The sequence below is a fragment of the Variovorax sp. YR216 genome, assembly GCF_900107745.1.
Lineage (GTDB): Bacteria > Pseudomonadota > Gammaproteobacteria > Burkholderiales > Burkholderiaceae_C > Variovorax.
Window position 1 is genome coordinate 123,215 of the sequence record NZ_FNRO01000015.1, and the last position, 18,288, is coordinate 141,502.

The 18,288-nt window shown below is 68.2% G+C and carries 20 protein-coding genes; 15 read left to right on the plus strand and 5 right to left on the minus strand.

What is annotated here, in order from left to right:
- Positions 1–2 precede the first annotated feature (2 nt).
- Positions 3–992, minus strand: a complete 990-nt coding sequence (locus tag BLW05_RS27410; RefSeq protein ID WP_093166730.1) for an AraC family transcriptional regulator — start codon at positions 990–992, stop codon at positions 3–5.
- Between the two features lie 112 nt (positions 993–1,104).
- On the opposite strand from BLW05_RS27410, the gene BLW05_RS27415 reads away from it, so the two are divergent.
- From BLW05_RS27415 to BLW05_RS27430, 4 genes are read left to right on the plus strand one after another with little or no spacing between them, the layout of a single operon-like run.
- On the plus strand, positions 1,105–1,503 hold the full coding sequence (locus BLW05_RS27415; protein WP_093166731.1) for a carboxymuconolactone decarboxylase family protein: 399 nt from the start codon (positions 1,105–1,107) through the stop codon (positions 1,501–1,503).
- A gap of 14 nt (positions 1,504–1,517) precedes the next feature.
- Positions 1,518–2,582 carry a beta-keto acid cleavage family enzyme gene (locus BLW05_RS27420; protein ID WP_093166732.1) on the plus strand — a complete coding sequence of 355 codons (1,065 nt, stop codon included), beginning with the start codon at positions 1,518–1,520 and terminating at the stop codon, positions 2,580–2,582.
- A gap of 31 nt (positions 2,583–2,613) precedes the next feature.
- Entirely contained in the window at positions 2,614–3,876 is a 1,263-nt protein-coding gene (locus tag BLW05_RS27425) for an MFS transporter (protein WP_093166733.1), read from the plus strand.
- Between the two features lie 26 nt (positions 3,877–3,902).
- Complete coding sequence (locus tag BLW05_RS27430; RefSeq protein WP_093166734.1) at positions 3,903–4,748, plus strand: SDR family NAD(P)-dependent oxidoreductase; 846 nt, start codon at positions 3,903–3,905, stop codon at positions 4,746–4,748.
- Positions 4,749–4,803: 55 nt separating this feature from the next.
- Here the strand turns inward: BLW05_RS27430 and BLW05_RS27435 are convergent, their stop codons facing one another.
- From BLW05_RS27435 to BLW05_RS27445, 3 genes are all read right to left on the minus strand, one after another.
- Entirely contained in the window at positions 4,804–5,271 is a 468-nt protein-coding gene (locus BLW05_RS27435; RefSeq protein ID WP_093166735.1) for a MarR family winged helix-turn-helix transcriptional regulator, read from the minus strand.
- An 81-nt stretch (positions 5,272–5,352) separates the two neighbouring features.
- Entirely contained in the window at positions 5,353–6,285 is a 933-nt protein-coding gene (locus BLW05_RS27440; protein WP_093166736.1) for a 3,5-dioxohexanoate:acetyl-CoA acetone transferase, read from the minus strand.
- Positions 6,286–6,314: 29 nt separating this feature from the next.
- Positions 6,315–7,229: an SDR family NAD(P)-dependent oxidoreductase gene (locus tag BLW05_RS27445; RefSeq protein WP_093166737.1), complete on the minus strand. Its 915-nt coding sequence runs from the start codon at positions 7,227–7,229 to the stop codon at positions 6,315–6,317.
- Between the two features lie 137 nt (positions 7,230–7,366).
- On the opposite strand from BLW05_RS27445, the gene BLW05_RS27450 reads away from it, so the two are divergent.
- Genes BLW05_RS27450 through BLW05_RS27490 form a run of 9 tightly spaced genes read left to right on the plus strand, consistent with a single transcriptional unit; the run spans position 7,367 to position 15,819 of the window.
- The gene (locus BLW05_RS27450; RefSeq protein WP_218135232.1) at positions 7,367–8,824 is read left to right on the plus strand and encodes a 3-oxoacyl-[acyl-carrier-protein] synthase III C-terminal domain-containing protein; all 1,458 of its coding nucleotides are present in this window, start codon (positions 7,367–7,369) and stop codon (positions 8,822–8,824) included.
- A 36-nt stretch (positions 8,825–8,860) separates the two neighbouring features.
- Entirely contained in the window at positions 8,861–10,066 is a 1,206-nt protein-coding gene (locus tag BLW05_RS27455) for an acetyl-CoA acetyltransferase (RefSeq protein WP_093166738.1), read from the plus strand.
- Positions 10,067–10,123: 57 nt separating this feature from the next.
- Complete coding sequence (locus tag BLW05_RS27460) at positions 10,124–10,894, plus strand: glucose 1-dehydrogenase (RefSeq protein ID WP_093166739.1); 771 nt, start codon at positions 10,124–10,126, stop codon at positions 10,892–10,894.
- Between the two features lie 13 nt (positions 10,895–10,907).
- A complete protein-coding gene (locus BLW05_RS27465; RefSeq protein ID WP_088954429.1) occupies positions 10,908–11,705 on the plus strand; it encodes an enoyl-CoA hydratase-related protein in 798 nt (265 codons plus the stop codon).
- A 10-nt stretch (positions 11,706–11,715) separates the two neighbouring features.
- Positions 11,716–13,245, plus strand: coding sequence for an enoyl-CoA hydratase-related protein (locus tag BLW05_RS27470; protein WP_093166740.1), 1,530 nt, complete (start codon positions 11,716–11,718; stop codon positions 13,243–13,245).
- Entirely contained in the window at positions 13,242–13,697 is a 456-nt protein-coding gene (locus tag BLW05_RS36105) for an FAS1-like dehydratase domain-containing protein (protein ID WP_177142832.1), read from the plus strand. The genes BLW05_RS27470 and BLW05_RS36105 overlap by 4 nt, the downstream gene beginning before the upstream one ends.
- Positions 13,694–14,092 carry a MaoC family dehydratase gene (locus tag BLW05_RS27480; protein ID WP_093166741.1) on the plus strand — a complete coding sequence of 133 codons (399 nt, stop codon included), beginning with the start codon at positions 13,694–13,696 and terminating at the stop codon, positions 14,090–14,092. The genes BLW05_RS36105 and BLW05_RS27480 overlap by 4 nt, the downstream gene beginning before the upstream one ends.
- A complete protein-coding gene (locus BLW05_RS27485; RefSeq protein WP_093166742.1) occupies positions 14,089–15,327 on the plus strand; it encodes an acetyl-CoA hydrolase/transferase family protein in 1,239 nt (412 codons plus the stop codon). The genes BLW05_RS27480 and BLW05_RS27485 overlap by 4 nt, the downstream gene beginning before the upstream one ends.
- Positions 15,328–15,330: 3 nt before the next feature.
- The gene (locus tag BLW05_RS27490; protein ID WP_093166743.1) at positions 15,331–15,819 is read left to right on the plus strand and encodes a PaaI family thioesterase; all 489 of its coding nucleotides are present in this window, start codon (positions 15,331–15,333) and stop codon (positions 15,817–15,819) included.
- Here BLW05_RS27490 and BLW05_RS27495 read toward each other — a convergent pair.
- Entirely contained in the window at positions 15,803–16,813 is a 1,011-nt protein-coding gene (locus BLW05_RS27495; RefSeq protein WP_093166744.1) for an NADP-dependent oxidoreductase, read from the minus strand. The genes BLW05_RS27490 and BLW05_RS27495 overlap by 17 nt on opposite strands.
- Before the next feature lie 131 nt (positions 16,814–16,944).
- Between BLW05_RS27495 and BLW05_RS27500 the strand changes: the two genes are divergently transcribed.
- Both BLW05_RS27500 and BLW05_RS27505 read left to right on the plus strand, forming a co-directional pair.
- Positions 16,945–17,397, plus strand: a complete 453-nt coding sequence (locus BLW05_RS27500) for a MaoC family dehydratase (protein ID WP_093166745.1) — start codon at positions 16,945–16,947, stop codon at positions 17,395–17,397.
- An 8-nt stretch (positions 17,398–17,405) separates the two neighbouring features.
- Positions 17,406–18,284: an HpcH/HpaI aldolase/citrate lyase family protein gene (locus BLW05_RS27505; protein ID WP_093166783.1), complete on the plus strand. Its 879-nt coding sequence runs from the start codon at positions 17,406–17,408 to the stop codon at positions 18,282–18,284.
- The last annotated feature ends 4 nt before the right edge of the window (positions 18,285–18,288 follow it).

Below are 18,288 nucleotides of genomic sequence, written 5' to 3' on the forward strand. Positions count from 1 at the left end.
GGCTAGGGCTGGTTCACCCTGCTTCGCGCCGCAATCCCGAACTGGTTGCGATGCCAGCGCGAGAACGCACTCGGCGCAGAGAAGCCGAGCAGGTCCGAGACCTCCGCAAGCGGCCGGGCGCCGTCCTTGAGGTAGCCCCCGAGGAGGTCGCGGCGCACCTTGTCCACCACCGCGCTGAAGGTCGTGCCTTCGGCCGCCAGGCGCCTCGCCAGCGTGCGACGGTCCATGCCCATGTGCTGCGCGACAACCTCGACGCGGCAATGTCCGCGCGGCAGCAGCACCACCACGAGCTCGCGCACCCTGGCGGAGTCGCGCGGCCGCTTTCCGGGGGACTGTTCCAGCAGGCGGCGCGCGTAGCGGACCATCACCGGGTCGGCGCCGGGATTGGGCACGTCGAGATCGGAGGCATTGCACACGATGCCGTCGAACTCGTGCCCGAACTCCACCGCGCGGCCGAACACGCGCCGATGGACCCGCAGGTCGGCCGGCGCACGATGCGTGAAACACACGAGGCGCGGTTGCCACCCGGCACCCATGAAGACGCTCAGGACCCGGAAGGTCACACCAACGACCAACTCGCTCGCCTGACGGAACGTGCCGGGTGAGGCGCCCATCTCGACGCGGATCGATACGAGATTGCCCACTTGCTCCACACGGACCGACAGGGCCTCGTTGTGCATGTGGATGTGGGTCACCAGCACTTCGAGGGCATCCCGCAAGGTCCGCTCGTCACGCACCAGCAGCCCGAGCGGCCCCAGGTTCGACAGCCGGCGCGACTCGGCCATGCGCAGCCCGAACGCCGGCTCGCGCCCGCGCGCGGCCGCGAGTTCCAGCAGCTGCCCCACGGGCTGCGTGGGAATCATCAGGTCTGGTTCGTCCAGACAGCGGCGCGGCAGGCCGACCTCGGCGGCCAGCGCATGGGGATCCAGACCACATGACGTGGCGACTTCGATGAAGCCGGTGAGGCTGGCGCTGCGAACAAGGGCCGTCATCGGGAAATTCCGGTTGTCCCGAAATGGTAAGTCGATGCCCCGTTTGGTCAAGTGATTCCGGGCCTTCAGAAGAAGAATCGTGTCACTCCGAACCGATCGCGAAAGCCCCGACATGACCGACAAAGCAACCACCGCCACACCGCTGTGCGACCTCCTGCGAGAGGCGAAGCAATGGAATCCCAACTGGGATCCGTTCTACGAACTCGACCCCGCCTGGACCGAGAAATTCATGGACATGGGCCTGTCGCCCATGCGCAGCGGCGTCCTCGATGCCAAGACCATCGAATTCATCGCCATCGCCGTGGACGCATCGTGCACCCACATGTACGGGCACGGCGTGCGCCGGCACATCCGAAGGGCGCTCGAACTGGGCGCGACGAAGGAAGAGATCGCCGCGGTGCTGCAGTGCGTGTCGGTCCTCGGCATTCACACCATGAGCCTCGGTGCGCCGATCCTGCTCGAAGAACTCGCGGCGCAGGAGCGCCGCACCCCCGACACCCATCAACGCTGAAAAAGGAGACCCTCATGCAATTCCTCGACGACTCCCTGCTTCCCGAGAACCAGCAACCGCTGGTCATTCAGGTCGCCCCCTACGGCCCCGAGTTCCTGCCCGGTGATTCCGACGACATCCCGGTCACCATGGCCGAGCAGGTGCAAAAGGCGGTCGACTGCTACAACGCCGGCGCCACCGTGCTGCACGTGCACTGCCGCGAGGCCGACGGCAAGGGCAGCAAGCGGCTGTCGATGTTCAACGAGATGCTCGATCGGCTGCGCACCGCGGTGCCGAAGATGGTGCTGCAGGTCGGCGGCTCGATCTCGTTCGCTCCCGAAGGCGAAGGCGCTGATGCCAAGTGGCTGAACGACGACACGCGCCATATGCTCGCCGAGCTGACCCCGAAGCCCGACCAGGTGACGATCGCCATCAACACCAATCAGATGAACATCTGCGAGCTTTTGACCGCCGACGACGTGGCGGGAACCTCGCTGGCCGATCCGGCATTCCAGGCCGCCTACAGCGAAATGACGATCCCCTCCGGTCCGTCCTTCGTCGCCGAGCACCTCAAGCGCTTGCAGGCCAACGGTATCCAGCCGCACTTCATGCTCGGTGATGTCGGCCAGCTCGAGTCGGTGGAGCGGCTGATCCGTCGCGGCGTCTACACAGGCCCGCTGGTGCTGAACTGGGTCGCCATCGGCGGCGGCGCCGACGGCCCGAACCCGCGCAACGTGATGGAGTTCATCAACCGCTGCCCGGAAAACGCTGTGCTGACCATCGAGAGCCTGATGCGCCATGTGTTGCCGCTGAACACCATGGCCATCGCAATGGGCCTGCATGTACGCGTGGGCATCGAGGACAACCTGTGGGGCCGCAAGGGCGAGCGCATGACCTCGGTCCAGCAGGTCGAGCAGATGGCGCGCATTTCGCGCGAGCTGTACCGCGAGGTCGCTACGGGCGAGCAGGCCAGGCAGATCTACCAGATCGGCACGCAATACAAGAGCGCCGACGAGACGCTGGCTCGCCTCGGCTACGCCCCGAACCGCCGCGCCGGCGAACACGGCGAACGCGGCGAGCCGCTGCGCCGCGTCGCCTGAGCGTCGCGCGGGGCAAGTACAGGAGACAACGATGAGCTGGAAAAGCAACCCCCGCGCGGTGCTGATCGCCTTGCTGGTGATCCACACCCTGGCGCACATCGATCGCAACATGCTGCTCGGCTTCTCGCCGCAGATCACCCGCGACCTTGCCCTGAGTAACGCGCAATATGGATTCCTCACGGGCGCCGTATGGGTGCTGAGCTTCGGCGTGATGGCCCTCTTCATGGGGACGCTGGCCGATCGCTTCAGCCGCACCCGGGTGATGGCAGCGGGCATCCTGGTCTGGAGCGCATGCACGGCCGCCTCCGGCATGGCACACAGCTTCGAGCAGATGGCGCTGGCGCGCTTCTTCGTCGCCAGCGGCGAGGCCGCGCTGGTGCCCGCCGCCGTATCGCTCCTGGCGGAACTGTTCAGCGCCGAGCGGCGCGGCGCTGCCATGGGCGTGTTCTTCATGGGCATTCCGTTGGGCATCGGGCTGAGCTTCCTGCTGGCCGGCAGCTTTGAAAGTCAGGGCTGGCGGTCCACCTTCACCGCACTCGGTGTGGCGGGCGTGATGGTTGCGCTGCCGTTGGTGCTGCTGCGGGATCACCGCGGCACGAAGGACGAGGCCCCACGTGGCGCGACGTTCCGCCAGCAGGTGCGCAATGTGTTCGAAGTGCTGCGATCCAGCCGCACCATCCAGGCAGCGATCACCGGCTTCGTCCTCGCGCACATGGCCTTCGTCGGGCTCGCGTTCATGCAACTGTGGCTGGTGCGCGAGCGCGGATTCGACCCGGGCCAGATCGCCCGGCAAATCGGCGGCCTGCAGATCCTCTTCGGTGTGCTCGGCTCGCTGGTGGGCGGGGTGCTCAGCGACCGGTTCGCGCGCCGGATGGCCGGCGGTCACGCTGGCTTCATGGCCACGCTCGTTGTCCTGTGCGCGCCGCTCATGATCGCCTCGCGCTTCGTGCCGGCAGGTTCGCCGCTGCTCTACGTCGGGCTGTGCGCCAGCTTCTTCCTGCCGCTGGCGCTCTATGGGCCGGCGATTGCAGTGATCCAGGGCCTCACCCCGGCGCAGATGCGTTCCACGGTAACCGGAGTGACGATGCTGCTCATCAACGTCGTCGCCATCGCCTTCGGCAACCTGGCTGCTGGCGCCGTGAGCGACCGCCTCGCCGCGGCAGGATCGGCATCGCCGTTGACGACGGTCCTGCTGGCAACGGATGTCTTCTCCGTCATCGCGGGCGTGTTCTTCATCCTTGCCGCGCGCGGGCCGAAGGTAACGGGCGCCCAGACGCCAATCGCCGCGCATTGATCAACTGAAATCACGGGAAGTTCTCCATGACTACATCCAGCAAACTGGGGCGCCTGGCCGGGAAGGTCGCGCTCATCACCGGCGCGGGTCCGGGTCTCGGCGGGGTCATAGCGCATGGCATGGCGCAACAAGGCGCCAGCATCGTCATCTGCGACATCGATGCCGAAGCGCTGGCCCATACGGCAAGGCGGCTTGCGGACCTGGGAAGCGAATGCCTCGCGCTGCGCTGCGATGTCTCCGACAGCGCAGCCGTCGACGCGATGTTCGCGCAGGCCGTGGAGCGCTTCGGCACGCTGGACATCCTGGTGAACAATGCGGCGCGCATCCCCACCTCTGCGGCAGAGGAAGCTCGGCGCAATCGTCACTATGCCTACCTGACCACGCCCATGCCGCGCCAGTCGTTGGGCATCGTCTCCTCGCTGAGCGACAACGACTGGCTCAAGTGGTGGGACGTCAACATGCACGGGGTCTTCTACTGCACGCGTGCGGCGCTTCGAATCATGGAGCCGCGCCGCTCAGGCAAGATCGTCAACATCGCATCGGTCGCCGGGCTGGGGACGGCGAGTACCCACAGCCCCGGATACTCCGCCACCAAGGCCGGCGTGATCAGCCTGACGAAGACCACGGCACTCGATGTCGCCGGTGCCAACATCCACGTCAACGCGATCGCCTGCGGCGGCGTGCTGACGCCGCCCTTCCAGGACTACCTGGAACGCGCGACGGAAGCGCAGAAGAACACGTTGTTCCAGATGGTGCCGCTCGGGCGCGTCGGTCGTCCCGAAGAGTACGCTTCGCTCGCCGTCTATCTCGCATCCGACGAGCACTACCTTGTCGGACAGGTCATCAGCCCGAACGGGGGCCTGGTGATCTGAACAGCATCGGAAGCCCGGCCGCCGGTGCCGTGAGCGATCACCTCGTCATGGCAGATCAAGCCGCTTCATCAGCCTGCAGGTAAGCCAGCAGATTCCGCTTCATCGCATCGAGCGTGGTGGCAGCCACCTCGAGCTTGGTGTCGGCCAGACCATCGAGGATCCGCTCGTTGAGCTGGTGGCTCACCTTGCGCATGCGGTTGATGAGCTGCTTGCTCTTGGGTTCGAGGAAGACCCGGTTCACGCGCCGGTCGGTGGCGTCGGCGCCCCGGCGCACGAGGCCGGATTTTTCAAGGCGGTCGATGAGGCCGCCCACCGCCACCTTGCCGAGATCGAGCTCCTCGGCAAGCTGCGATTGCGTCATGCCGTCCTCGCGCGACAGATAGGCCAGCACCCACCACTGGGAACGGGTGACGTTGAGCGGCTTGAGGCATCGGTCGAATGCGCTGCGGCGCAATCGCGATACGTCGTGGATCAGGAAACCGAGCCGCAGCTCCCAGTCGGTGGAATGTGCTTCATCTGCCATGGTGCGCCGCCCGCCGCTGGACGGCGAGTCTTTTACTGTAATGATGCGTACATTCTAGCGGCTCACTGTACGGATGTGCGTCTAGAACGCGACAGCGTCCTTGCCTTTCAGCGCAAGGATCTCCCGCGCCTCGGCAGGCGTGGCCACCGCGAGGCCCAGCCCCTCGATGATCTCGCGCGCCTTGCGCACCTGTTGCGCGTTCGATTCGGCGAGCTTGCCGGCGCCGATCCACAGGCTGTCTTCGAGGCCCACGCGCACGTTGCCGCCCATGGATGCCGCCATCGCCGCGATCGGCATCTGGCTGCGCCCTGCCCCCAGCACCGACCAGCGGTAGTCCTTGCCGAAGAGCCGGTCCGCGGTGCGCTTCATGTGCATCACGTCGTCCGGATGGCTGCCGATGCCGCCCAGGATGCCGAACACCGTCTGCACGAAGAACGGCGCCTTCACCAGCCCGCGGTCGACGAAGTGCGCGAGGTTGTAGAGGTGCGAGGTGTCGTAGCACTCGAACTCGTAGCGCGTCTGGTTGGCCGAGAGTTCCGTGAGCACGGTTTCCAGGTCGCCGTAGGTGTTGCGGAAGATCAGGTCCTTGCTGCCTTCGAGATACGGCCGCTCCCAGTCGAACTTGAACTCCTTGAAGCGGTTCAGCATCGGGAAGAGCCCGAAGTTCATGGTGCCCATATTCATCGACGCCACCTCGGGCTTGAGCTCCTTCGCGGGCCGCATGCGTTCCTGCACCGTCATGTAGGGCGAGCCGCCGGTGGTGAGGTTGATGACCGCATCCGACCTCGCCTTGATGTCCTTCAGGAAGGGCACGAAAGCCTCGGGCCGCTGGTCCGGCTTGCCGGTGACCGGGTCGCGCGCGTGCAGGTGGATGATCGCCGCGCCCGCTTCGACCGCGCCCACCGCCGCGTCGGCGATCTGCTCGGGCGTCACCGGCAGGTAGGGCGACATCGACGGCGTGTGGATCGCGCCGGTGACGGCGCAGGTGATGATGACTTTGCCTTGCGTGGACATGCGTGTCTCCTCGTTGCTTGGGGGTGGATTCAGACGGGGTCCCAGGTGAAGACGTCGCTGGAGCGGTCGAGCGGGAAGAAGCTCGCGCGCAGCATCGGCAGCGCGGTCTCCAGCACGGTCTCGGGCGTCCATCCCTCGCCGCGGTGCGCGCTGCGGATCGGCCTCGGCTGGCTGAAGAGATAGATCTCGTTGTTGCGCACGCCGAAGATCTGGCCGGTCACGTCGCGCGCATCGTCCGCGCACAGGCCGACGACGAAGGGCGCGACGCGCTCTGGCACCAGCTTCTTGAGGCCGTCCACGCGCTTCTTCTGCTCGGGCGTCTCGCTCGGGATGGAATCGATCATCCGCGTCCACGCGAAGGGCGCCACCGCGTTCGATCGCACGCCGAACTTCTGCATGTCCAGTGCGATCGACTTCGACAGTCCCGCGATGCCGAGCTTGGCCGCGCTGTAGTTGGCCTGCCCGAAGTTGCCGATGAGTCCCGAGGTCGAGGTCATGTGCACGTAGACCCCGCTCCCCTGCGCCTTGAAATGCGGCGCGGCCGCACGGCTGACGTTGAAGCTGCCCTTGAGGTGCACCGCGACCACCTGGTCGAACTCGGCCTCGCTCATGCGGTGGAACATCACGTCGCGCAGGATGCCGGCGTTGTTGACCACGATGTCGATGCGCCCGAAGGTGTCGACCGCGGCCTGCACCATCCGGCTGGCGTCGCCCCACTCGGCGACCGAGCCGCCGTCGACGATCGCCTCGCCGCCGGCGGCGCGGATCGTAGCCACCACCTCGTTCGCGGGCTGCTCGGTGCCGGCCTGCCCGTCGAGCGTGGCACCCAGGTCGTTGACCACCACCTTGGCGCCGGCTTCCGCCAGGGCCAGCGCGATGCCGCGCCCCAGCCCACGCCCACCACCGGTGACCAGCGCCACCTTGCCTTCGAGAAGTTTGCTCAATCCAGTCTCCTTGGAGGCCGCGTCGAGGGTAAACCCCTGCTCAACCCCGAATATGCGGCTTGCGAAAATATCGTGCACTAGCGTACCATGCACCACATGATGATGTACAGCAGGCCAGAGCGCCGCCGCGAATTCTCATGAACGACACCGAGAACGTCTTCGGACTGCTCGCCACCGCCCGTTATGTACCGCGCCTGCGGCTGGAACGCAGCGAAGTCGCGGCACAGCACCGCTGGATGGCGCCGGGCCTGAAGTCGCTCGCCAAGGGGCAGCGCGCCATCGCCAACTGGGACGAGGACGCGGTCACGATGGCGGTCGAGGCCAGCCGTGCGCTGCTCGCCGCTTCGCCCATCACCGGCGCTGCCGAGTTGACGCTGGCTTCCACCACGCACCCGTTCGCTGATCGCCTGAACGCCGGCATCGTCGCCGCCGCGACGGGCCTCGGCGATGCGACGATGGCGCGCGACGTGGCATCGAGCGCCCGCGCCGCGCTGACCGAACTCATCGATTCGCTGCGCCGCCCCGCCGCCGACGCCACGCGCGTCGTGGTCGCGTCGGAGCGCCGCCTCGGCAAGCCCGCGAGCGCACAGGAACTGATCTTCGGCGACGGCGCCGCCGCCGCGTCGATCGGCACCGGCCGCGCGATCGCCACCCATGTCGCTTCGCGCAGCCTGCAGGCCGACCTGGTCGATCACTTCCGGCAGGCCGGCGAACGCCACGACTACGGCTGGGAAGAGCGCTGGGTGCGCGACGAGGGTTACATGAAGCTCGCGGTCGACACCATCCGCCAGTGCCTGAAGGACGCGGGCGTGAGCGCCGCCGATGTGAGCCACTTCGCGCTGCCCGCGCCGCTGCCGCGCGTGAACGAAGCGGTCGCGAAGCGCGTCGGCATCGCCCCCGACGCACTGGTCTCGACCGCTGCCGACACGGTCGGCGACCTCGGCTGCGCGCAGCCGCTCGCCATGCTGGACATCGCGCTGCGTGACGCCGTGCCCGGCGCACTCGTCATGGTGGTGGCTTTCGGCAGCGGCTGCGACGTGCTCCTGCTGCGTCGCACCGCCGTGCCCTGCCCCGGCGCCGCGCCCGATGCGGGCAAGGCCGAGACCAGCTATCTCAAGTACCTGTCGTTTACCGGCCAGCTCGATCTGGCCTGGGGCATGCGCGCCGAGATGGACAACAAGACCGCCCTCACCGCCGCCTGGCGCGACCACGCGCGCACCGAGCGCTTCGAGGGCGGGTGCTGCGCGCGCTGCAGCACGGTGCAGTTCCCGCGCTCGCGCGTCTGCGTCAACCCCGAGTGCCGGGCGCAGGACACGCAGGCGCCGGTCAGCCTCGCCGACCGGCCGGCGCGCGTGCTCTCGCACACCAGCGACTTCCTTGCCTACACGCCCGCGCCGCCGTTCCAGTTCGGCCACATCGACTTCGAGGGCGGTGGCCGGGTACTCATGGAGTTCGCCGACACCGACCGCGACGAGCTCGCAGTCGGGCTGCCGCTGCGCATGGTCTACCGCATCAAGGACCTCGACGCGGCGCGCGGATTCCGCCGCTATTTCTGGAAGGCCACGCCCCTGCGCGGCAGCGCCCCATCCGCCTGACGCGCAGCGCGCACGAGATCCATCAGGAGAAACGACTTGGCCACAGGCATTCGCGACAAGGTCGCCATCATCGGCATGGGCTGCACCCGCTTCGGCGAGCGTTGGGACGCCGGCCCCGAGGACCTCATGGTCGAGGCCTTCAACGAGGCGCTGGCCGATGCCGGCATCGAGGCCTCGCAGATCGGCGCCGCATGGTTCGGCGTCTGCCTCGAAGAAAACAACGTCGGCAAGACCGCCGGCCCGCTCGCGCAGGCGCTGCGCCTGCCGCGCATCGCCGCGACACGGGTGGAGAACGCCTGCGCCACCGGCACCGAAGCGCTGCGCGGCGCGGCCTACGCCGTGGCGGCGGGCGCGTACGACATCGTGCTCGCGCTCGGCGTCGAGAAGCTCAAGGACACCGGCTACGGCGGCCTGCCGGTGCGCACGCGCGGCGTGGCCAACGACCTGTGGTTGCCCAACTCCACCGCGCCCGGCGCCTTCGCGCAGCTCGCCTCCGCCTACGCGGCCAAGCACGGCGTGGCGATGAGCGAACTCAAGCGCGCGATGGCGCACATCTCGGTCAAGAGCCATGCCAATGCGGCGCTCAACCCGAAGGCCCACCTGCGCAACCGGATCACCGAGGAGGACGTGCTCAAGGCGATGACCATCGCCGCGCCGCTGGGCCTCTATGACTGCAGCGGCGTGAGCGACGGCGCGGCCTGCGCGATCCTCACCACCCCGGAGATCGCGCGCAGCCTGAAGGCCCACGCGGAGATCATCAGCATCAAGGCGCTCGAAGTCTCGGTGAGCAACGGCGAGGAAGCCGGCTTCAGCCGCTGGGACGGCGCGCACATCGCCACCGCCCGCGAAGCCGGTGCGCGCGCCTACGCGGCGGCGGGCATCGATTCGCCACGCGAGCAGATCCACATGGCGGAGGTGCACGACTGCTTCTCGATCACCGAGGCGGTGCTGATGGAAGACCTCGGCTTCAGCGCCCCGGGCCGCGTGATCCACGATGTGCTCGACGGCACCTTCGACCTCGGCGGCAAGCTGCCGGTGGAGCCCGACGGCGGCCTGAAGTGCTTCGGCCATCCGATCGGCGCCTCCGGCCTGCGCATGGTCTACGAGGTCTACCAGCAGATCCACGGCCGCGCGGGCGAGCGGCAGCTCAGGCAGGTCGACCGCGGCTTGACGCAAAACCTCGGCGGGCACCCGCACCAGAACGTGTGCGCGGTCTCGATCATCGGGCGGCTCGGGGCCTAGCGTTCGGGCGCCATTCACTTCCCAGATCCATCGAACCCTTCCACAGGAGACTTTTTCATGCGAGGACTGAAAGGCAAGACAGCCATCGTGACCGGCGGCGGCAGCGGCATCGGACGCGCGATCGCGCTGCGGCTCGGCGCCGAGGGCGTGACCGTCGGCGTGTTCGACATCAACGCTGCTGGCGCGGGCGAAACGGTGAAGAGCATCGAATCCGCCGGCGGCAAGGCGATCGCGGTGGGCTGCGACATCACCGACTACGCGGCGGTCACCGACGCCGTGGCCAGCTTCGAGAGCCAGACCGGCGCGGGCACCGACATCCTGGTCAACAACGCCGGATGGGACACGCCGATGCCTTTCCTCAAGACCGAGGAGGCCTTCTGGAAGAAGGTCACCGCGATCAACTGGTTCGGCCCGCTGCACATGACGCATGCGGTCGCCAAGGGCATGGCCCAGCGCAAGAGCGGGCGCGTGGTCAACATCGCCTCGGACGCGGGCCGCGTGGGCTCGACCGGCGAGGTCGTGTACTCGGGCTGCAAGGGCGCGACGATCGCCTTCGCGAAGGCGCTGGCGCGCGAAGTGGCGCGCAGCAACGTCACGGTGAACACCGTCTGCCCCGGCCCGACCGACACGCCCGCGATGGATGCCTTCGTCGGCACCGGCGAACAGGGCCAGAAGATCCGCGACGCGATGGTGCGCGGCGTGCCGCTCGGCCGCATCGGCGTGCCCGACGACTACCCCGGCATCGTGGCCTTCCTGGCCAGCGACGACGCCGCTTTCATCACCGGCCAGACGATCAGCGTCTCGGGCGGCCTCAGCATGCATGGCTAAAGGAGCAACGACGATGAGCAAGAGCTACAAGGACATCCTCTACGAAGTGAAAGACGGCGTGGTGCATGTCACCATCAACCGGCCGGACGTCTACAACGCCTTCCGCAACCAGACGCTGGAAGAGCTGATCGACGCGCTGCGCCGCGCCGACGAGGAGAAGAGCGCCAACGTGATGGTGCTTTCCGGCGCGGGCGACAAGGCCTTCTGCACCGGCGGCGACCAGAAGGTGCACCTGAGCGAAGACGGCCTGTACGGCCCGCGCGGCACGGTCGGCATGCCGATCGAGGAAATGCAGACCGCGCTGCGCGACCTGCGCAAGGTCTCCATCGCCAAGGTGCAGGGTTTCGCAATCGGCGGCGGCAACGTGTTCGCGACGCTGTGCGACCTCACCATCGCGAGCGAGAAGGCCACCTTCGGGCAGGTCGGGCCCAAGGTGGGCTCGGTCGATCCGGGCTGGGGCACCGCGTATCTCGCACGCATCGTCGGCGAGAAGAAGGCGCGCGAGATCTGGTTCCTCTGCCGCAAGTACAGCGCCGCCGAGGCCGAGAAGATGGGCCTCGTGAACAAGGTGGTCCCGCACGAACAGCTCGACGCCGAAGTCGCGCAGTGGTGCAAGGAGATCAACGAGATGAGCCCCACCGCGCTCGCGATCGCCAAGCGCTCGTTCAACGCCGACAGCGAGAACATTCGGGGCATCGGCTTCCTCGGCATCCAGACGGTGAAGCACTACTACCAGACGGAAGAGTCGAAAGAAGGCGTGCGCGCGTTCAACGAGCGCCGCAAGCCCGATTTCAAGAAATACGCGGGTTGATCGCCAAACCATGGAAACGCTGATTCGCACCCAGCTCGAACCCGATGGCGTGCTCGTCGCGACCATCGACATGCCGGACCGGACCATGAACGTGTTCTCGGCCGGGCTGATGGATGCGCTCGACGCGCTGATGGACCGCGTCGACGCCGACGCACAGGTCAGGAGCGTCGTGCTCACCTCCGGCAAGCCGACCTTCCTGGCCGGTGCCGACCTGGTGATGGTGCGCGGCTACACCGAGAGCGCGAAGACGTCGACGCACGCGCAGATGTTCGCGAAGTGCGGCCGGCTCGGGCGGCAGTTCGTGCGGCTGGAGCAATCGGCCAAGCCCTGGGTGGCCGCGGTCAACGGCATCGCGCTCGGCGGCGGGCTGGAGCTGGCGCTGGCCTGCCGCGTGCGGATCGTCACCGACGAGCCGCGCACGCAGATCGGCGTGCCCGAGGTGCGCTGGGGCCTCTTGCCCGGCGCGGGCGGCACGCAGCGCCTGCCGCGGCTCGCAGGCTTCGAGCCGGCGATGGACATGCTGCTCGGCGGCCGCTCGATCGCGCCGGCCGATGCGGTGCGGCTCGGCGTCTTCGCGCGCAGCGTGCCGGCGGCGCAGTTGCTCGATGAAGCGCGCGCCGAGGCTCGTGCAATGCACGGCAAGCCCTACGACGAGAAGGCCAAGTTCGCGAATCTCGCGCAGGCCGATGTGCCGCCTTTCACCGAGGAAGGCGCACGCGCGATCGCTCTGCGGCATGGCGTGAGCGAGGCGGACTTCGATCTCTATCCGGCCTACAGCGCCATCGTCGACAGCGTGCTCAAGGGCGCGCGGCTGCCGCTCGCCGAGGCCACGGATGTGGAGATGACGCAGTTCCTGCGGCTGATGTTCAGCCCGGTCGCGGGCCACATGGTGCGCACGCTGTTCCTTGAACGGCTGCGTGCCGAGCGCGAACTCGCCGCGCCGAAGGGCACGGCGATTGAGCGTATCGCGGTCGGGCCGCTCGGCGCATCGCACAAGCCGTGGATCGATGCGCTCGCCAAGCTGAAGGTGGCGCAGGCGCCCGATGCGGACCTGCCCGAAGGCACGATCGAACTCGTCGATGCACAGGGCAGCGGGCATCGCGTCGCGCTCGCGGTGCTCGACAGCGCCTTGCCTCAAGCGCCCGTCGTGGCGGTGCTTGCGCCAACCGGCCCCTACGGCCGCGTGCTGGAGATCATCGGCGGCGACGACTCCGCGACCGCCCTGCTTTCCGCGCTCGCGCCGCGCCTCGGCGCGCTGCCATGGCGCACGCCGGGCCCCGCAAGCGTGCTGCAGCGGCTGCGCGGCGCGTCGCTCGAAGAGCAGGCGCGCACCGCGGTGAAATGCGCGGCGATGGCCGGCGCAGGCGACATCGCTTTTATCGACGTCGCGGCCTGCCTCGCGGGCGTGACGCCTGCGTGGACCGGCGGCCCCCTCACCTGGCTATGGGCCGGACGCGAGAAGCTCGTCCCCGCCTTCGATGCCGGCTCGCGCGACGCGTGGAACCGGCTCCAGCCTGCCCTGCATCGCGCCTTCGCATGATTGATCGTTCCCGCATCAGCTTCGAGACCGCGCCGAGCGAGATCGCCATCGATGCATGGCGCGTCAAGCTCTTCTGCCAGGCCATTGGCGAGCAGGACGCGGTCTACACGCAGCCCGAAACGGCGCGCCACGCCGGGCATCCCGCCTGCCCGGTGCCGCCGACCTTCCTGAAGGCCATCGAGGGCGAGCACTTCAGCAGCGCGCAGCTCATGTCGCTGCTGAAGGTGCCGCTGCGCGGCGTGCTGCATGCGCAGCAGAGCTTCGATCACTTCGCGCCGGTCTATGTCGGCGACCGCATCGAGGTCAGCCGCAAGGTGACCGACATCCACGACAAGAAGAACGGCGCGTTCACCTTCATCGTGGTCGATACGGACTACCGTCGTGCCGGCAAGCAGGTAGCGAACAGCCGGCAGACGATCCTGGTGCGCAACGCGCTGGAGGCGGTGCAGTGAGCTTCCCCGAGCGCCTCGAACTCTGCTGCGGGCCGGTCACCGCCGTCGACCTTGCGCTCTTCGCGGCAGCTTCGGGCGACCACAACCCCTTGCATCTGGATGTGGAGGCCGCGCGCGCCGCGGGCTTCGACAAGCCGCTGGTGCACGGCATGCTCACGATGGCGTACACCGCGCGCCTCTTCACGCGCTCGTTCGGCGCCGGGAGCGTGCGCCATCTCGACACGCGATTCACCGGTGTCGCGCGACTGGGCGACACCGTGGCACTGAGCGCGACGCTGAGCAGTGTCGAAGGCGGTTGCGCCCTTTACGCACTCACCGCCCATGCCGAAGGCGGCGGCGAGCTGATGACCGGCAGCGCGCGCATCGCGCCATTCACCGGCGAGGCCCAAGGATGAGTCGCCTCACCGACGGCCTGCGCCCCGGGATGCGCGTCTTCGTGCCGACGTTGAGCACCGAATCCTCTGTCTTCGTCGACGAACTGCGCGCCGACCCCGAGCGCGCGAGCGGCGTGACTTTCATGGGGGTGCAGTTCCCGGGCATCGATCGGGTGGACTACCTCAAGCTGCATCCCGAGGCGCGCCAGCAAGCCTTCTTCATGACACCCGGCGTGCGCGCCGGGCTCGCCCAGGGCCGCGCCGAGCTGCTCTCGCTCGACTACGTGGGCATCGCCCGCCATCTCGCCGAAGGCCCGCCGCCCGATCTCGCGGTGGCGCATCTGACCACGCCCGATGCCGAGGGCTGGTGCAGCCCCGGGCTCGCGAGCGACTTCATGCCGCTCGCGTGGCGACGCGCGAAGCGGCGCGTGGCTCACCTCAACCCGCGCATGCCACGCACGCAGGGGACCTTCCGGGTGCACGTCTCGGAGCTCGATGCCCATGTCGAGGCCGACGCGCCGCTCAACCCCTTCGTCGAAGCGCCGGCCGGCGAGGTCGAACGACGCATCGGCCAGCATGTCGCGCAACTGGTGCGCGACGGCGACACGCTGCAGTTCGGCATCGGCTCGGTGCCACTGGCGCTCGCCGGCGAACTCGGTGGGCACCGCAGGCTGCGCTTTCATGGCGGGCTGGTGGCGAGCGGTTTGCGCACGCTGTGGGAATCGGGCGCGCTCGATCGCGATGCGCCGGTCACCACCGGCGTGGTGCTCGGCGATGTCGGCTTCCACAACTTCATCGCGCAACTGCCCACGCTGCACATGGCGGACGTGACCCACACCCACGACCCGGCGCGCGTGGCGGCGATCCCGCGCTTCGTCGCGATCAACGCCGCGGCCGAGGTCGATCTCTTCGGGCAGATCAACGGCGAGCGCGTGGGCGGCACGATCCAGGCGGGCGCCGGCGGGCTGCCGGCCTTCGCACAGGGCGCGCTGTCGTCGCCGGGCGGGCGGCTGCTGGTGTGCCTCGGCGCGACGGCGCGCAAAGGCAGCGTGTCGCGCATCGTGCCGGTGATCGGCGAGCAGGGCCTGTGCACGCTGCCGCGCTACCTGGCCGATGCGGTCGTCACCGAACATGGCGTGGCGGAGTTTCGCCATCTGTCGCTCGATGCCCGCGCCGAGGCGCTGATCGGCATCGCCGCGCCCGAACACCGCGCCGCGCTGCAGGACGCGTGGCGCACGCTGCGCCAATCCGTCTGACCGATGCGCGATTCCGAAACACCCGCGCCGGGCTTTCAACGCGTCGAACTCGGCGGCGCCTTCGCCACCGCCAACGGTCCGCTCTATGCGCGCTGGCATGACGAACATCTGCAGATCGGCTTTCGCGTGGGGCCCGCACAGGTCAACCCCGGCAACAACTGCCACGGCGGCATGCTCTGCACCTTCGCCGACATCCTGATCTCGACCGCCGCGCAGTACCAGACCGATATTCCGCGCCAGTTCCTGCCGACGATCAGCCTGCAGGTGGACTTCCTGGCCGGCGCACCGCTCGGCAGTTGGGTCCAGGGGCGGGCGGACATCCTTCGCGTGACGCGCAACCTCGTCTTCTCCCAGGGGCTGATCGAGGCCGACGGCGAGCCGGTGATGCGTGCGAGCGGCGTGTTCCGACGCGGCCCGCTGCTGCCGGAATCGGCGGACGACCAGGCATTGCGACTGCCCGGCATGCCGGAGCGGGTCACGCGAGGCGGATGAGCCGCTTGCCGAGGTTCTCGCCCCGGTAGAGGCCGGCGATCGCATCGGGTGCGCTGTCGATGCCCTCCAGCACCTCTTCCACGTAGTGCAGCCTGCCCGCGCGTACCCAGCCCGCGAGATCTTCCAGCGCGATGGGCGTGTGTTCGGGGTGGTCGAAGATCACGAAGCCCTGCATGCGGGCACGCCTGGTGAGCAGGTGGCGCTCCACGCGCGGGCCGAGCGGCGGCGGGTCCCAGTTGGCCACCGAGGCGGTGCCGCAGATCACCACGCGGGCGCCGACGTTGAGCCGCGCCAGCACCGCATCGCTGATCGCGCCGGCGGTGTTGTCGAAATACACATCCACCCCACCCGGCAGCGCCTCGGCGAGCCGCTGCTCGAAATCCGGCGCCTTGTAGTCGACCGCGGCGTCGTAGCCGAAGCGGTCGATGCACATGCGCCGCTTGGTCTCGCCGCCGGTGATGCCGACCGTGCGGCAGCCGCGCAGCTTCGCGATCTGGCCCACGCAGGAGCCGACCGCGCCGGCCGCGGTCGACACCACCACCGTTTCGCCCGCGCGCGGGTGGCCGACTTCGAGCAGGCCGTAGTGCGCCGTGATCCCGTTGATGCCCAGCACGCCGAGTGCGGTGGAGATCGGCAGGTCCTCGTCCACGATCCGCCGCTGGATGGCCGCCGGCTCGATCGCCGCAAAGTCCTGCCAGCCGAACATGCCGGTGACCGCGGTGCCCACCGGCCATTCGGGCATGGTCGATTCCACGATGCGTCCCGCCGCGAAAGCGCGCATCACGGCGCCGATCGCGACAGGCTCCGAGTAATTGGCGACGGCGTTGACCCAGCCGCGCATCGCCGGTTCCACCGACAGCCACTCGTTGCGCACCAGCACCTGCCCCGGCGCGAGCGGTTCGACCGGCACCTGGGCGATCTCGAAATGTTCAGCCTGTGGAATGCCGTTAGGCCGGCTCCTGAGCCGCACCTGGCGGTTGTTGCGTGGGTTCATCGATCTGTCTCCTACAGGACGGGCATCAAGGTTCGACCCGAGTTGCAAAGCGTTCAGACTTGCTATAGTACACATGCGTATGATGCACATACATACACTGAGTCGAACTTATTTTTCGAGAGGGTTGCACGATGGCAGGCCGCTGGTTTGAGCAATTCGAAGTCGGGCAGACATTCGACCATGAGATCCGCCGCACGGTGACCGAGTCCGACAATATGTGGTTCAGCAATGCCACCTGCAATCCGGCGGCGATCCACATCGATGCGGAGTATTGCAAGGGCACCGAGTTCGGCCAGCCGCTGGTCAACAGCATCTTCACACTGGGGCTGGTGATCGGGCTTTCGGTGCAGGAGACCACCCTCGGCACCACGGTGGCGAATCTGGGCATGACCGACACGCGCTTCCCCAAGCCGGTGTTCGCGGGCGACACGATCCGCTCGCGCACCACGGTGAAGGACGTGCGCGAGAGCAAGTCGCGCCCCAACGCGGGCATCGTGACCTTCCTGCACCAGGGGCTGAACCAGCGCGGCGAAGAGGTGTGCGTCTGCACCCGGCAAGCCTTGATGCTGAGGAAGCCCGGATGAGCCGAAGCATGAGCCGTCTCAAGCTGCGTTCGATGCTGTTCGTGCCCGCCGACAGCGAACGCAAGCTCGCCAAGGCGCTCGGCAGCCCGGCGGACGTGCTGATCCTCGACCTGGAAGATGCGGTCGCCGAATCGCGCAAGGAAGCCGCGCGGCAGATGGCTGCCGAGTTCATCGCGGCGCAGGCTTCGTCGATTTCCGCGCGCCTCTTCGTTCGCATCAATCCGCTGGACACCGCACTCGCGATGGGCGACCTCGCCGCCGTCACCGTGCCCGGGCTCGCCGGGATCATGCTGCCGAAGACGCGCAGCGCCGCCGACATCGTGCGGCTCGCGCATGGGCTCGATGCGCTCGAGGCGCGCGCCGGCATCGCGCCCGGCACCGTCAAGGTGGTGCCCGTCGCGACAGAGACGCCGCAGGCGATGCTCAACATGCAAAGCATGAACGGTCCGATCGCCCGGCTCGCAGGCATCACCTGGGGCGCGGAGGATCTGTCGACGGCGATCGGCGCGGTGTCGAACCGCGAGGAGGACGGCAGCCTTTCGCCGCTCTACCAGCTCGCGAATTCGCTGTGCCTGTGCGCGGCGGCGGCGGCGGGCGTGCCGGCCGTCGACACGCTCTATGCCGACTTCCGCGATGCGGCGGGACTTGCATCGGCCTGCCGCGCATCGCGCCGGCGCGGCTTTCGCGGCCGCATCGCGATCCACCCCGACCAGGTCGCGACGATCAACGAAGCCTATTCGCCCACCGAGGCCGAACTCGCACACGCGCGGCGCATCGTCGATGCCTTCGCGGCGCAGCCCGATGCGGGCACGCTGAGCATCGACGGCGTGATGGTCGACAAGCCTCATCTCACGCAGGCGCTCGAAACCCTGCGCCTCGCCGACTGAACGC